The organism is Aeromonas sp. MR7 (assembly GCF_963899385.1).
In the GTDB taxonomy this organism is placed as follows: Bacteria; Pseudomonadota; Gammaproteobacteria; order Enterobacterales; family Aeromonadaceae; genus Aeromonas; species Aeromonas bestiarum.
The window spans coordinates 217742-232716 of the sequence record NZ_CAWQXH010000021.1; the positions used below are offsets into that span (position 1 = coordinate 217742).

Here is a 14975-nt window from a genome sequence, read left to right on the forward strand (position 1 = left end):
GGAGAGTCATGACCCATGAGAATGGAGCCAGCCCCTGTCACCCTGAACAAGGTCGCCCGCATCGAGGCGATCCTCGCCCTGATCCCGGCCGGCAAGGTGGTCAGCTATGGTCAGGTGGCGGATCTGGCTGGACTGCCCGGTCGGGCCCGGCTGGTGGGCAAGGTGCTGCGGGAAACGGACAAGGTGCTGCCCTGGCATCGCGTGCTGGGCGCAGGTGGCACCATTTCACTGCCAAAAGGGTCGACAGGCTTCACGGAACAAACGGGGCGATTGCAGCAGGAGGGAGTGCCTGTGGTAGGCGGGCGGGTCAGGATGCGGGAGTGGCAATGGCAGCCCGACCTGGCCGAGCTGCTATTCCTCATTCCCTTTTAAACCAGGGTGTCACGGCTTCTCATGACGTTCTGTTGAGCCAAAGAGCGCCCATGACGCCTTGCCTCCTGGTACATCACAGCGTGAGAGGAGCCAGGATCTCGTCGCTGCGCACCTGCACGGGTATGGTTTCATACTCCCGTTGCAACAACACCAGCAGACTCTGCCTGTCCACCTCCAGCACATAGGCAGTACCTTCCCGGGTCAGACAGGTCATTCCCGGCCGGATCTCGTTAATCTCCATCACAACCTCCGTGTACAGCGCTGCCATCCTTGCAGCGGTTTCAGTATACCGCCATCTCCCAACAAAAAGGCCCCAGCAAGGGGCCTCTTTCATCATAGTGTGAACTGCGCGCCATCAGGCCTTCTTCGACTTGGCCAGGCTCTCCTGCCACTTGCCGTTGTCGTAGTGCGCCGTCCAGCCCGTTGCCTTGCCGTTGACCTCCGTCATCACGTACTGCTCCTTGGTCTTGCGACTGAAGCGAACGATGGAGGCGTTACCGTCAGGATCTGACGCCGGGGCGTCGGCCAGGTACTGGTGCTTGGGCGAGAGGCGATCCTTGAAGCGCTTGAGCTCTTCCACCAGAGGCGCACGGGTCTCGCGGGATTTCGGGAAGTTGCTGGCAGCCAGGAACAGGCCGGCCGCCCCGTCACGCAGCACGAAGTGTGCGTCGGACTGGGTACACTTGAGCTCGGGCAGCGGGACCGGATCTTCCTTCGGCGGCGCTATGTCGCCGTTTTTCAGGATCTTGCGGGTGTTCTTGCAAGTCTCGCTGGTGCAACCCATGTACTTGCCGAAGCGGCCGTTCTTGAGCTGCATCTCGGATCCGCAGCGATCACACTCTATGCTCGGCCCTTCGTAGCCCTTGAGCTTGAACTGGCCCTTCTCGATCTCGTAACCGTCGCAATCCGGGTTGCGACCACAGACGTGCAGCTTGCGGCTGTCGTCAATGATGTAGGCGTCCATGGCGGTGCCGCAGACGCCGCAGCGGTGCTTGGCGCGCAGCGCCTCAGTTTCGGCCTCGTCACCGTCGGTGGCGGAGACGAATTCGTCGGCGGAGACCAGGTTGATGGTCTTCTTGCAGCGCTCTTTCGGCGGCAGGGCGTAACCTGAGCAACCGAGGAAGACGCCTGTGGTGGCGGTACGAATGCCCATCTTGCGGCCGCAATCCGGGCAATCGATGTCGGTCAGCACCATCTGGTTGGCACGCATGCCCCCCTCTTCCGCGTCCCGATCCGCTTTTGCCAGCTCCTGGGTGAATTCTTCGTAGAAGGCATCCAGCACCTTCTTCCACTCCAGGCTGCCCTCGGCTATGCCATCGAGCTTGTCTTCCATCTTGGCGGTGAACTCGTAGTTCATCAGCTCGACGAAGTTCTCGACCAGCCGGTCGGTGACGATTTCACCCATCTTCTCGGCGAAGAAACGGCGGCTCTCGACCCGCACATAACCGCGATCCACGATAGTGGAGATGATGGAGGCGTAGGTGGAAGGACGGCCGATGCCGCGTTTTTCCAGCTCGCGCACCAGGGCCGCTTCGGTGAAACGCGCAGGCGGCTTGGTGAAGTGTTGACGCGGATCCAGCTTGACCAGTTTGAGGATCTCGCCCACCGTCACCGCCGGCAGCTGGCTGTCGTCGCCCTTGCGACCCATGGGTGGCAGCGCCTTGGTCCAACCGGCGAAGCGCAGGGTGCGACCACGGGCCTTCAACTCGAACTCACCGGCCTTGACGGTCAGGGTGGAGGAGTCGTACTGGGCCGGGGTCATCTGGCAGGCGACGAACTGGCGCCAGATCAGGTCATAGAGCCGCATCGCATCCGGCTCCATGCCTTCCAGCATCTCGGCCGTGACCAGCACGCTGGAGGGACGGATCGCCTCGTGAGCCTCCTGGGCGCCGGCCTTGGAGCCGTAGAGATTCGGTTCGCTCGGCAGATAGGCGGCGCCATACTGCTCGCCGATATATTCCCGCAGCGCCTCGACCGCCTCTTTGCTGAGGTTGGTGGAGTCGGTACGCATGTAGGTGATGTAGCCCGCTTCATACAGACGCTGGGCCATCATCATGGTCTTCTTCACCCCGAAGCTCAGACGGGTCGATGCCGCCTGCTGCAGGGTGGAAGTAATGAAGGGGGCGGACGGCTTGGAGCCGGTCGGCTTGTCTTCCCGGTTCACCACCTTGTAGTCGACCCCTTCCAGGGCGGCCACGGCGGCAAAGGTCTCGGCCTGGGTGACCGGCTTGAAGTCGGCGCCGTTGCGGCTGACCACTTCCATGCGCAGGTCGGCCTTGTCTCCGGTCAGCAGGTCGGCGTTGAGATCCCAGAACTCGACCGGCACGAAGGCCTTGATCTCGCGCTCTTTATCGACGATGAGACGCACAGCCACGGACTGCACCCGGCCGGCGGAGAGACCGCGAGCCAGCTTCTTCCAAAGCAGGGGGGAGACCATGTAACCCACAACCCGGTCGAGGAAACGACGGGCCTGCTGGGCATTGACGCGGTGGATGTTCAGCTCGGATGGCTGGGCAAACGCCTCCTGAATCGCGGTCTTGGTGATCTCGTTGAACACCACCCGCTTGTAGCGGCTGTCGTCACCACCGATGATCTCGCGCAAGTGCCAGGCGATCGCCTCTCCCTCTCTATCCAAGTCGGTTGCGAGATAGATGGTGTCAGCCTTGGCGGCCAGACTTTGCAACTCACTGACCACTTTCTCTTTGCCGGGCAAAATCTGGTAGTTGGCCTGCCAGCCTGCGGTCGGATTGATCCCCATCCGTGAGAACAGGGCATTGCGATCCTTGGCAGCCTTCTCTGATTCGCTCAGCTTGATGCCGCGAATGACAGGTTTTTTGGGCTCGTTGCTCGCGCTGCCACTGGTGGGCAGATCGCGAACATGACCGACGCTGGATTTCACCACGTAGTCCTTGCCCAAATATTTGTTGATGGTCTTGGCCTTGGCCGGAGACTCCACTATGACCAGTGATTTGCCCATGCTGTAACTATTATCCTCATTGCACCCGACGGGGTTGGTGTGCGGTTTTGTGGGGCTGTATAAGAGATTTGACGCGAAAAAGCAATCTTGTGAGCAAATTAGCTCACCCGCCCGAACCAGCTGACCTCTTTATTTATTAATGCGAAGCCGAGCCGCGGGAAGCAACCGCTTTTTTATTTTTATGCTATATCCACCCCCTTTTTATATTTGAAACGACATAACCAACCGCTCTTGTAACATAACAAACCACTTTGGTTATCAGCTTGTTACAAAAGACAAAATCTCCTTATAATGGCTGCATCCCGCAGCTTTGTGCGCGGAAGGAACCGCTACCCATATAAAAATCGAAAGGATGTACGCAATGAAGCACTTCGAGGTCAACTTCGACGGTCTGGTCGGCCCGACCCACAACTATGCCGGCTTGTCCTATGGCAACGTCGCCTCCCAGAGCAACGCCAAGGAGGCGTCCAATCCGAAGGAGGCGGCCAAGCAGGGGCTGCGCAAGATGAAGGCGCTGACCGAGCTTGGCATGACCCAGGGGGTGCTGGCACCGCAGGAGCGGCCGGATCTCGCGACCCTGCGCCGCCTCGGCTTCACCGGCAATGATGCAAGCGTGCTGGCCCAGGCCGCGAAACAGGCGCCCGCCGTGCTGGCCGCCTGTTATTCGGCCTCCAGCATGTGGACCGCCAACGCCGCCACCGTCTCCCCGAGTGCCGATACCCAGGATGGCCGCATTCACTTCACCCCCGCCAACCTGACCAACAAGTTCCACCGCTCCCTCGAACCCGAGGTGACCGGCCGCATACTGCGCGCCGTGTTCAACAACGATCGCCACTTCTATCACCACCAGCACCTGCCGGAGAACGACCACTTCGGTGACGAGGGCGCCGCCAACCACACCCGGCTGTGCCGTGCCTACGGCGAGTCCGGGGTCGAGCTGTTCGTCTATGGCCGCAGCGCCTTTGATGTCTCCCAGCCCGCCCCCAAACGCTACCCGGCCCGCCAGACCCTGGAGGCCAGCCAGGCCATCGCCCGTCTGCACGGTTTGAGCGAAGAGAGCGCCGTCTTCATCCAGCAGAATCCGGAGGTGATCGATCAGGGGGTGTTCCACAACGACGTGATAGCGGTAGGCAACCAGAACGTGCTCTTCTTCCACCAGCAGGCCTTCCTCAACACGGCGTCGGTGCTGGCCGAGGTGCGCACCAAGTTCGGTGACGGGGAGCTGCACTTCATCGAGGTGCCGACTGCCGAGGTGTCGGTGCAGGATGCGGTGAAATCCTATCTGTTCAATACCCAGATCCTGACCCTGCCCTCCGGCGAGATGGCGATCATCGCCCCCACAGAGTGTCGCGACAATCCGGCCGTATCGGCCTACCTCGGCCAACTCCTCGCCCAGGGCACCCCCATCAAGCAGGTGCACTACATGGACGTGAAGCAGAGCATGCGCAACGGCGGCGGCCCCGCCTGCCTGCGGCTGCGGGTCGCCATGAACGATCAGGAGCTGGCGGCGGTCAATCCGGCCTGCCTCATCAACGACAGCCAGTTTGCCCGCCTCGACAACTGGGTGGATCGCCACTACCGCGACAGCCTGGCGCTGGACGATCTGCGCGACCCGGCGCTGGTGCAGGAGTCCCGCAGTGCGCTGGACGAACTGACCCAGATCCTGAAACTTGGCTCTGTCTATCCCTTCCAGCGCTGAGTCGCTGGATAGCAAAAGCCGGGCAAGTGCCCGGCTTTTTCATGCCCTTTGAACGGCTTCCTAGAACCTGTTTTCGAACTGTCGCGAGAGGTCGTCAGCAAGGTTACAAGCCGCTCAGGAACCGGAGCGTATAGACATACGTGAGCCTCCTGCTTACAAACAAGCGAGCAGCACATGAGCCTTGATCACGACCTCGCAGTAAGATCGGAACAGGTTCTCAGCGCCAGGGGCTCTGCTGCCACAGCCGACCCAGGCTCGACTCCAGCGCCAGGGCGGCCTGCTGGCCCAGTTTCTGGGTCAGGCTCTTTGGCTTGCGATAGCTGATGCCGACCACCTTGTGATGGCTGGCCTGGGCCAGCAGGTAGTCGTCGCTGGTGCAGAGGGTATCCACCAGCCCCAGCCCCTTGGCCTGACTCGCCAGCCAGTGCTCTCCCGTGGTGACGCTGTCTATGTCGAGGTGGGGCCTGTGCTCGGCCACGAACGCCTTGAACCGCTCGTGGATGGCGCCCAGCTCCTCGCGAAACTTCTCCCGCCCCAGATCGTCGTTCTCACCGAACATGGTGATGGTGCGCTTGTACTGGCCTGCTGTGTGCATCTCAAATTCGATGTCGTGTTTTTTCAACAGCTTGTTGAAGTTCGGCAACTGGGCTATCACGCCGATGGAGCCGACGATGGCAAAGGGTGCAGCCAAGATCTGATCCGCCACGCAGGCCATCATGTAACCGCCGCTCGCCGCCACCTTGTCGATGGCCACGGTGAGCTTGATGCCCTTGTCGCGCAGTCGCTGCAGCTGGGATGCGGCCAAGCCATAGCCATGGACCACGCCGCCGCCGGATTCTAGCCGCAGCAACACCTCGTCACCGGACTGGGCGACGCCTATCACGGCGCTCACCTCTTCCCGCAGGGAAGCCACCTCTTTGGCATCCATGCTGCCGTTGAAATCGAGCACAAACAGCCGACTGCGCTCGTCTTCTGTCTTGGCACGGGCCTTGTGTTCGGCCTTGCGCGCCTTCTCCAGCTGCTTGCGCTCAGTCTTGCCGGCCAGCGCCGCCTGCAACTGGTAACGCCCCTGCTCCAGCTCGCTGGAGAGATCGGTCACCACCAGCTCACCCTTGCGGGATTTCGGCTGACGGCTGCTGATCACCATCAGGATGACGGCAGCTATGGCCAGCAGTAAGGTGAGGGTCTTGGCCAGGAACAGGCCATATTCGGTCAAAAATGCCACTTGATGCTCCGCTCAGTGTTCGAGTTTTTCACATTCTAGGGAGTTTGCCGGGCTCGCGCAAAAACTCTGCGACAGTGGCTCAAAAAACACACTCTGCAATCACAACCCCTCTATTTTCTTCACATTTTTGCCGTCTCATACTGGTCAAATGCCGTGCGGGGTCAGTACACTTGCCCCTCTATTGCCGCGCGCATCTGCCACGAACTTGTTAACAGGAGTTGTCATGCTCGATTATCAGGCCCCCCGGGATCTGCTCAAGCACAAGGTCATTCTGGTCACAGGTGCCGGTGACGGCATAGGCCGCGAAGCCGCTATCACCTATGCCGCCCACGGCGCCACCGTGATCCTGCTCGGCCGCACCAGCGCCAAACTCGAAGCGGTTTATGACCAGATCGAGGCCGCCGGTTATCCCCTGCCCGCCATAGTGCCGGTGGACCTGAAAGGGGCGACAGCCGCCCACTACCGCGGCATGGCCGAGACCTTCGCGCAGCAGTTTGGCCGCCTCGACGGCGTACTGTTCAACGCCGGCCTGCTCGGCACCCTCTCCCCCTTCGAGCACATTCAGGAGCAGGAGTGGGACGAGGTGATGCAGGTCAACGTCAAATCCGAGTTCCTGCTGACCCAGGCGCTGCTGCCGCTGATCCGCCAGACCGCCAAGGAGCACGGTGAGGCCTCCATCGTCTACACCTCCTCCAGCGTGGGCCGCAAGGGCCGCGCCTACTGGGGCACCTACGCCATCTCCAAGTTCGCCATCGAGGGCATGATGGAGGTGCTGGCCGACGAGCTGGAGAACACGGCTGTGCGGGTCAACACCCTCAACCCGGGCGGCACCCGCACCAAGATGCGCGCCAGCGCCTTCCCGGCGGAAGATCCCCAGCAGCTCAAGACGCCAGCCGATCTCATGCCGCTCTATCTCTATCTGATGGGGGCCGACAGCCGTGGCAAAACCGGCCAGACCTTTGTGGCCCAGCCCAAATAAATCAACAAAATAACCGGAACCCTGCGCCGCATGGGGTTAAATTCAATAGGGTGCCGCCGGCACCCTGTTGCAGCCCCTTACCACATACGATCCCTGATCAGGTTGAGATATGTTTCGTCCCAAGAGCACGTTTGAGCAATGGCGGATCTTTCAGGCCGTGGTGGACTGTGGCGGTTATGCCCAGGCCGCCGAGGCGCTGAACAAGAGCCAATCCTCTCTCAATCATGCGGTGGCCAAGCTGCAGCAGAGTCTGGGGGTGCCTCTGCTGGAAGTGAGGGGGCGCAAGGCGGTGTTGACCCAGGCCGGGGAGATCTTCCTCAAGCGGGCGCGTCAGCTCAGCCAGCAGGTGGAAGAGCTGGAAAACCTGGCCAACAACCTGGAACGGCAGTGGGAGCCGCAGATCAACCTCTATGTTTCCGTGCTGCAGCCGCGGGAGCGACTCTATCGGGCGCTGGCCCACTTCTATCCCCGCAGCCGGGGCTGCCGCGTCAATCTGCACGAACGCATTCACTGCCACTTCAACGCCTTGCAAGTGGGGGATCTGATGCTCTCCGAGCACCTGCCCCAGGATCGCACCGGCCTGCCGCTGGACGAGGTGTGCCTGCTGCCGCTCTGCTCGGCCGACCATCCCCTCGCCGCCCTGGCCGGCGCCGTCTCCACCGACGAGCTTGCCAGCCACAACCAGATAAGCCTGCATCCCCCCATTCACCGCTCGGTGGACTGGAACGACGCGGACGACACCGGCTGGAAGGCGACCCACTACCACGAAGTGATCGCCATGCTCAAACTCGGCCTCGGCTATGCCTGGCTGCCCCGCCATCTGGTGCAGGAGGAGCTGGCCAACGGCGTCCTGGTGCCGCTGGATCTGGCAAGCGGCAACGAGCGCCATCTCTACACCTATCTGCTGACACCGTCAGCGGATTCGCTGGGGCCGGCCACCGAGCTGCTGCTGCGCTGCCTGCGCAACGAATATCAGAACGACAACGACAAATAAGCCCCAGCCGTCAGGCAGCCTGCGTCACCCATAGCCAACCGGTCACAGACCCGCCTCACACATTGGGCACCCGCCAGCAGGCGCCCAGTGCCGCCAGCGCCAGCGCAGTCGCCACCATGAAGACCCCGTGAAAACTCCAGATCTCGGCCACAGTCCCCGCGATGGCCCCCGCCATGATGGAGCCGGTGCGTATGCTGTTGGCAAACAGGGTAGTCGCCACCCCGGCGCGCCCCGGCATCAGATCCTGGAAGTAGGACATGCCGATCCCGGCGACTATGCCGATGAAGATGGCGTTGAGCAGTTGCAGCGCGATGAGCGCAGACTGGCTCGACAGAGTGACCAGCCCCACGTAGAAACCCACCCCGGCCAGCACGGCCACCAGCATCATGGGGCGTTTGCCGAAGCGCTGGGTGTAGTAGCCTGCCAGCAGCATGAAGGGGATCTCGAGGGCTGCCGCCGTGCCCATCAGCACACCGGCCAGCTTCTCCTCCAGCCCCAGCTCGCGGGTGATGTAGAGCGGCATGTTGATGAGGTACATGCTGTTGCAGGTCCACATCAGGGTGGAGGCGATGAACAGCGCCCGCACCGAGGGATCCTTCCAGCTGCTGACCCGCTCAACCTCGCTGTTTGGCGTGGGCAGCGGCAGGGAGGGCAGCCAGCGCCACACCACGAAGGCACAGATGAGGTAGGCCAGGGCGGAGGCGAGATACATCACCTCGAAGCCATAGCCGATGGCCAGCGCGAAGGCGATGGGAGGGCCAATGACCCAGGCCAGGGAGAACTGGGCCCGCAGCACCGAGCTGAACATGTCCGCCCGCTTGTTGCGGCTGTCGGCATATTCCCGCGCCAGGGCAAACAGCTGGGGACTGGCGGTGGCGGCCAGGCTGGCCAGCAGCACCCCCAGGCTCACCAGCAGCCAGTAGTTGCGATTCCAGGCGAACAGCAGGGAGAGCACCACACCCGCAAAGCAACAGCGCAGGATCAGCCGCTTGCGATCCCCCTTGCTGTCGGAGCGGTGGCCGAGCCACTGGCTGATGAGGATGCCGATCACGGCGTTGACCGTGTAAAACAGTCCGACCAGCAAGGGGCGCACCTGCACCTCTTCGGCCAGAAACAGGCTCAAGGTAGGCACCTGGAGCGCCACCGCCACCCCGGTCATAAAGGTCACGGCCAAAAAAGAGAGGGAGACGGGATCCGACCTCTTCAGAGCGGCGGTCAACAAGCTCATAGGATTACCACTGATTGGGGGGAAGAAAACTGGCCAAAATTCGGCAAGTGCATGAAATAGCGTCGCTTATTTTATGTCATTATCAAGAGTCACCTCAAGGCTTGCGACCCCGCGCCCGACCCCGTACATTGAAAGCCCACTGCCCAGCATAAGGATTTCACATGTTTGATTTTGACCGGGAAATAGATCGTCGCGATACCATGAGTCTGAAATGGGACAAGTACAAGGGACAGGACGTGCTGCCCATGTGGGTAGCCGACACCGACTTTGTCTCGCCGCCCGCCGTCGTCGAGGCCCTCACCCAGCGGGTCGCCCACGGCATCTTCGGTTACTCGCGCCCCTCTGCCCGGCTGATCGAACTGATCATGGCGCGTCTGGCCAGCCGCTACGGCTGGAGCATCCAGCCCGAGTGGCTCGTCTTCCTGCCCGGCGTGGTACCCGGCCTCAATCTGGCGTGCAAGGCCTGGAGCCAGCACGGCCGCGGCATCATCACCCCCAAACCTGTCTACTACCCCTTCCTGCAGGCACCCGGGTTCAACGATCGCCCCCTGCTCACAGTGCCCATGGTGGAAGAGGCCGGTCGCTGGGTGCTGGATCTGGAGGAGCTTGAGCGTCAGGCCCCGGCGGCGGATCTGCTGCTGCTGTGCAACCCACACAACCCGGGCGGTACAGTGTTCACCCGCGCCGAGCTGGAAGCCATAGACGCCATCGCCGAGCGCCACAATCTGGTTGTCTGCTCGGACGAGATCCATTGCGACCTGCTGCTGGACAAAGATGCCCGCCACATACCCTATGGCGCCATCAGCCCGGACGCGGCCGAGCGCTGCGCCGTCATGATGGCTCCGAGCAAGACCTTCAATATCGCGGGTCTGTGCTGCGCCTTCGCCGTGGTGCCCAATGCCCGCCTGCGCCTCAAGCTGCAACAGGCGATGCGCGGCATCAGCGCCGACGTCAACCTGCTGGGCTTCGTGGCGGCCGAGGCGGCCTATGAGGGAGGCGACCCCTGGCTCAGCGAACAGCTTGACTACCTGGCCGCCAACCTGACGCTGATCGAGCAGGCGGTCGCCCGCTGGCCCGGCATCAAGCTGGCGCGCCATCAGGCCACCTACCTCGCCTGGATCGACGTCAGTGCGCTCGGTCTCGAGGATCCCATCGCCTTCTTCGAGCAGGCGGGGGTGGGACTCTCCCCCGGCGCCCAGTTCGGCGATGGCCAGTTCGTGCGGCTCAACTTCGGCTGCACCCGGGCACGGCTGACCGAGGCACTGGCCCGGATGGAGAAAGCGATCCAGACTCGCATCTGATGGCAATAGGGTATATTTTTGCGGCTGAATGTCAGCTGCACCAGCCCCCGCCATAAGCGATGAGATCGGGTTTGAATGGCACATGCCATGCAAACCCGGCTCTGCGCCAAACAGCGGCAGGCCGTGATGTCAGACGGGATGGGCTTGGCCCATCCTTTTTATCAGCCATTGATCCGGTTCATTATGTTGCCAAGCGCCCTGCACCACCTGTCGACCCTGTCTCGTACCGCCCTGCCCTGGCTGGCTGCAGCCCTGGTGCTGCCCCTGCACGCCGCCACACCGGCCTATCTCACCATAGGCACGGGGGCGCTCAACGGCGTCTACTATCCGGCGGGAGGGGCCATCTGCCGCCTGCTGAACGAAGATAACGCCAACCACGGGCTGCACTGCGCCGTGCAGAGCACCTCGGGCTCCCTCGCCAACCTGAAGGAGCTGGGCCAGGGGAAAATCCAGCTGGCGCTGGTGCAGTCGGATGTGGTGCACCACGCCGCCCACGGCACAGGCCCCTTCGTGGGCCAGCCGCCCAACGACCGGCTGCGCAGCCTGTTTCGACTCCATCAGGAGTCGCTGACCCTGCTCGCCGGTGCCAACAGCAACATCAACACCCTGGCCGACATCGAAGGCAAGCGGGTCGATCTGGGCAATCCGGGGTCGGGAGAACGCGTCACCAGCCAGGCCCTGCTCGATGCCATGGGCTGGCAGGAGAGCAGCTTCGCGCCCGTCATTCCCTCCTCCATCAACAACCGGCTGGAGGGGCTCTGCGACGGCACCCTGGACGCCGCCTTCATGGTGGCGGGCCACCCCAATCAGGGCATAGGGGATCTGACCGGTCGCTGCAAGGCGCGCATCATCCCCATCGAGGGGGAGCAGATCGATCGCCTGCTCAAGAACCACCCTTATTACCAGCGCGGCCGCATCGGCGCCAACCTCTACCCGGGCCAGCCCAGCGGCGTCAACACCTTTGCCGTCACCGCCGAACTGGTTGCGCTGGACAGCCTGCCAGACACCCAGGTGCGCACAGTGCGCGATGTGCTGACCGCACGGCTCAAGCAGTTCACCCGTCTGCATCCGGCGCTGACCACCCTCACCTTGGACTCCATGCTGGCGGAGGCCGAGGTGCCGCGCCACCCGGGCATGGAGGATGCCGTCCTGCCGCCGCCATCACTGCTCCCCGAATCCCTGACTCCCCAGGAGTCAAAGGGCTCGGCGGCGACGGCAAGCCTGGCAGCCCAATCGGCGGCACAGGCCACCGGGGATGGCGCAGCAGCACAGGCAGCAACCTCGGGTGCAATGGCAACCCAGCCGGTGGCACCCGTCTCGGCCGCCCAGACCACGCAAGCCGTGACGGCGGAGCCACCTTCGGCCGCTGCAGCCACGCAAGCCGCCTCGGCCGCACTCGGCTCGGCGCCCGCCGATACGCAAGGGGCTGCGCCCAGTGCCGCCAGTGGCAGCCTGAACCAGCCCCTGCCGGTCACCCCTTCGGCAAGCGTGCCCGTCCAGTAATCTCACGTTCCGCCAACGAAAGAGGCCACCTGTCAGGGTGGCCTCTTCTTTTGCATTGCAGCTGTTGCCTTGCACCTTTTACCTTGTTCTGTGGCAACTCATGCGCACACGGGCCGCAACACTGTGGCCGATCGCTATCTCCCCTCCCGGCCCAGCCAAACCCGGTCAGGCGCCCGCCGTGAAACCGGGCGCACAAGGGGCATCCCGTCTGCTTGTCCCGCCGGACCTGATCAGCCTTCTGCCCTGGGCGCCGCTTGATGGCGGGCGTCGGGCTGCAATATCTCCTTCTCCACCCAGTGCAGCAGCTGTTTGATGGCCCGCGACAACACCTGATTCTGGCGCACCACATAGCCCAGGCTGGTGCCGGGAAAGTCGGTCAGACGGGCCACGGGGGCGGTGAGCTTGAGGCGCGGGTGGAGCGAGAAGTCCGGCACTATGGCGACCCCGAAGCCCGCCTCGGCCCAGTCGAGCTGGGCATCCACGCTGCCCACCTCCATGATGCGGCAGCTCGGCAGCCCGAGCAGGGGCAGCGAGGGGTCGATCAGGGCGCGGGTGCGGGTGTCGTGGCCGAGCAGGATCAGGGTCGGCTCGTCGAGGGGATCGCTCTCACCCGCCTTGGCCCGCGCCTGCCAGCGGGCCAAGCCGTGTCCCAGCGCGCACCAGGTCACCTGCTGCAACTCTGTGTAGAACAGCGGTTCGCTGCGCTTTTGCGCCATCACGAAGCCGAGATCCGCCTTGCCGGCCTTGACCAGCTCGGCCGCCTGATCCGAGGTGGTGTTGAACAGGGTGAGATCGATGCCGGGAAAGGCCTGCTTGAAGCGCTGGAACGGCTGGATCAGCAGCAGACGGGAGATGATGTCGCTGGCGGCAATGGCCAGCGTGCCCTGGCTCAGCTGGTTGAGGGCATTGAGATCGGACTGGCACAACAGCAGCTCGTTGATGGCGCGCTCGGCGCTTTGCAGCAGTCGCTCACCGGCCTGGGTCAGCCGAAACGGGCTGCGTTCAATCAGCTTGACCCGGGTGGCCTGCTCCAGATTCTTGAGATGCAGGCTGACGTTGGGCTGGGTCATGTGCAATTCGGTGGCAGTCTGGCCGAAGTGCTGCAGGCGGGCCAGGGTAACGAAGGTGTGCAGCCAGTGAATGTCCAGCATGAGGGTCCTCTTGTTTTTCCACATCTGCGCCCATGACGCGGGCCAGCGCGGCAACACTGGGTGTCTTGCCGGTAAATTCACCACGATTATATGGTTTTCTTATCGGAATTATAAAGATAATTAATTTTTCTAATCCGCCCCAGCCTCCTAGGATGGACGCCTAACGTCTTAGGAGAAAGAGTCATGTCGTCTATCGTAGTCGTAGGTGCTAACTGGGGTGATGAAGGCAAAGGCCGCATCGTCGATTATCTGGCAGGTCAATCCGCCGCCAGCATCCGTTTTCAGGGCGGCAACAACGCCGGCCACACCGTCGTCAACGACCTGGGCACCTTCAAGCTGCACCAGTTGCCGAGCGGCGTATTCAACCCGGACTGCCTGGTTGTCCTCGGCCCTGGCATGGTCATCAGCCCGGAGCCGCTGACCCGCGAGCTGGCTGAAGTGAAAGCCGCCGGCGTGACCCCGAAACTGGCCATCTCCGATCGCGCCACCTTCTGCCTGCCGATCCATGCGCTGGAAGACACCCTGGAAGAAGTCCGTCTGGGTGATGGCGCCTATGGCTCCACCCGTCAGGGCATAGCCCCGGCTTACGGTGATCGGGTCATGAAAAAAGCGATCCTGGTCGGCTGGCTGAAACAGCCGGACGTACTGGTCGAGCGCATCCAGTTCTTCCTCGACTGGAAACTGCCGCAGCTCAAAGCCCTCTACCCGAGCTTCGAATTCAGCCAGACCGCCCAGGAAATGGCCGACTGGCTGCTGGAAGTATCCGCCCCCTGGATCGACGCCGTCTGCAACGTCAGCGAGCCGCTCAAGGCCATCCAGGCCCAGAACGGCACCCTGCTGTTCGAAGCCCAGCTGGGCGCCGGCCGTGACCTCATCTACGGCGAGTACCCCTGGGTGACCTCTTCCCACGTTTCCGGCGCCTACGCCGGTATCGGTGGCGGCCTGCCGGCCCTGCGCCCCGAGCGCGTGATTGCCGTGGCCAAGGCGTTCAGTACCTCTGTCGGTACCGGCACCCTGATCACCGCCATGGAGAACCAGGAAGAGTTCCGCAAGTTCGCCAACGAGTTCGGTGCCACCACAGGCCGTCCCCGTGACATCGGCTACTTCGACGCCGTTGCCACCAAGCAGGGTCTGGAGATCCAGGCCGCCAACGAGATCGCCCTGACCAAGCTGGACTGCCTCTCCGGCATGCCGGATCTGAAGATCTGCGTGGCCTACGAAGGCGCCAACACCGAGAACCCGATCTGGCCGCAGACCGCCGGTCTGAAGCCGGTGTACGAGTCCATGGAAGCCTGGAGCGAAGACATCTCCCACATCCGCAAGTTCGAAGACTTGCCCAAGGCTGCCCAGCACTACGTGCTGCGCATCGAAGCCCTGCTGGGTGTGCCGGTTCCCATGGTCTCCGTCGGCCCGGGCCGCGAGCAGATGATACTGCGCTAAGCCGCCTCGCTGCTGCCAGCAAGATGTCAAAACCGGCCTCCATGAGGCCGGTTTTTTTATGGCCGCCGCACCACGAGCCGTCCACTCCCTTGCCACCTCGCCGTCC

At 62.8% G+C, this 14975-nt stretch carries 12 protein-coding genes; 7 read left to right on the top strand and 5 right to left on the bottom strand.

All coding sequences use genetic code 11. The features are described 5' to 3' along the window. The first annotated feature begins 15 nt into the window (after positions 1 to 15). Entirely contained in the window at positions 16 to 372 is a 357-nt protein-coding gene (locus AACW87_RS12775) for an MGMT family protein (protein ID WP_043135974.1), read from the top strand. 73 nt (positions 373 to 445) lie between these two features. Here the strand turns inward: AACW87_RS12775 and AACW87_RS12780 are convergent, their stop codons facing one another. Both AACW87_RS12780 and topA read right to left on the bottom strand, forming a co-directional pair. Further along, the gene (locus AACW87_RS12780) at positions 446 to 613 is read right to left on the bottom strand and encodes a hypothetical protein (protein WP_005312189.1); all 168 of its coding nucleotides are present in this window, start codon (positions 611 to 613) and stop codon (positions 446 to 448) included. A gap of 114 nt (positions 614 to 727) precedes the next feature. Continuing rightward, entirely contained in the window at positions 728 to 3349 is a 2622-nt protein-coding gene (gene topA / locus AACW87_RS12785; protein ID WP_043556342.1) for a type I DNA topoisomerase, read from the bottom strand. A 361-nt stretch (positions 3350 to 3710) separates the two neighbouring features. Here topA and astB point away from each other — a divergent pair, with 361 nt between their 5' ends. Beyond that, positions 3711 to 5048: an N-succinylarginine dihydrolase gene (gene astB / locus AACW87_RS12790; RefSeq protein WP_241325132.1), complete on the top strand. Its 1338-nt coding sequence runs from the start codon at positions 3711 to 3713 to the stop codon at positions 5046 to 5048. Between the two features lie 217 nt (positions 5049 to 5265). On the opposite strand, the gene sohB is transcribed toward astB, so the two are convergent. Next, positions 5266 to 6273, bottom strand: a complete 1008-nt coding sequence (gene sohB / locus AACW87_RS12795) for a protease SohB (protein ID WP_058393651.1) — start codon at positions 6271 to 6273, stop codon at positions 5266 to 5268. A gap of 223 nt (positions 6274 to 6496) precedes the next feature. On the opposite strand from sohB, the gene AACW87_RS12800 reads away from it, so the two are divergent. Continuing rightward, positions 6497 to 7252, top strand: a complete 756-nt coding sequence (locus tag AACW87_RS12800; protein ID WP_043135552.1) for a YciK family oxidoreductase — start codon at positions 6497 to 6499, stop codon at positions 7250 to 7252. A gap of 109 nt (positions 7253 to 7361) precedes the next feature. Further along, entirely contained in the window at positions 7362 to 8246 is an 885-nt protein-coding gene (locus AACW87_RS12805; RefSeq protein ID WP_241278462.1) for a LysR family transcriptional regulator, read from the top strand. A gap of 55 nt (positions 8247 to 8301) precedes the next feature. On the opposite strand, the gene AACW87_RS12810 is transcribed toward AACW87_RS12805, so the two are convergent. Beyond that, on the bottom strand, positions 8302 to 9474 hold the full coding sequence (locus tag AACW87_RS12810) for an MFS transporter (RefSeq protein ID WP_043135556.1): 1173 nt from the start codon (positions 9472 to 9474) through the stop codon (positions 8302 to 8304). A gap of 161 nt (positions 9475 to 9635) precedes the next feature. On the opposite strand from AACW87_RS12810, the gene AACW87_RS12815 reads away from it, so the two are divergent. Both AACW87_RS12815 and AACW87_RS12820 read left to right on the top strand, forming a co-directional pair. After that, positions 9636 to 10775 (top strand): MalY/PatB family protein, encoded by a 1140-nt coding sequence (locus tag AACW87_RS12815; RefSeq protein WP_241325133.1) that lies wholly within the window; start codon positions 9636 to 9638, stop codon positions 10773 to 10775. A gap of 183 nt (positions 10776 to 10958) precedes the next feature. After that, on the top strand, positions 10959 to 12278 hold the full coding sequence (locus AACW87_RS12820) for a TAXI family TRAP transporter solute-binding subunit (protein WP_241325134.1): 1320 nt from the start codon (positions 10959 to 10961) through the stop codon (positions 12276 to 12278). 230 nt (positions 12279 to 12508) lie between these two features. Here the strand turns inward: AACW87_RS12820 and AACW87_RS12825 are convergent, their stop codons facing one another. Then, positions 12509 to 13429 carry a LysR family transcriptional regulator gene (locus AACW87_RS12825; protein ID WP_241325135.1) on the bottom strand — a complete coding sequence of 307 codons (921 nt, stop codon included), beginning with the start codon at positions 13427 to 13429 and terminating at the stop codon, positions 12509 to 12511. A 183-nt stretch (positions 13430 to 13612) separates the two neighbouring features. Between AACW87_RS12825 and AACW87_RS12830 the strand changes: the two genes are divergently transcribed. After that, the gene (locus tag AACW87_RS12830) at positions 13613 to 14869 is read left to right on the top strand and encodes an adenylosuccinate synthetase (protein WP_241325136.1); all 1257 of its coding nucleotides are present in this window, start codon (positions 13613 to 13615) and stop codon (positions 14867 to 14869) included. Positions 14870 to 14975 lie beyond the last annotated feature (106 nt).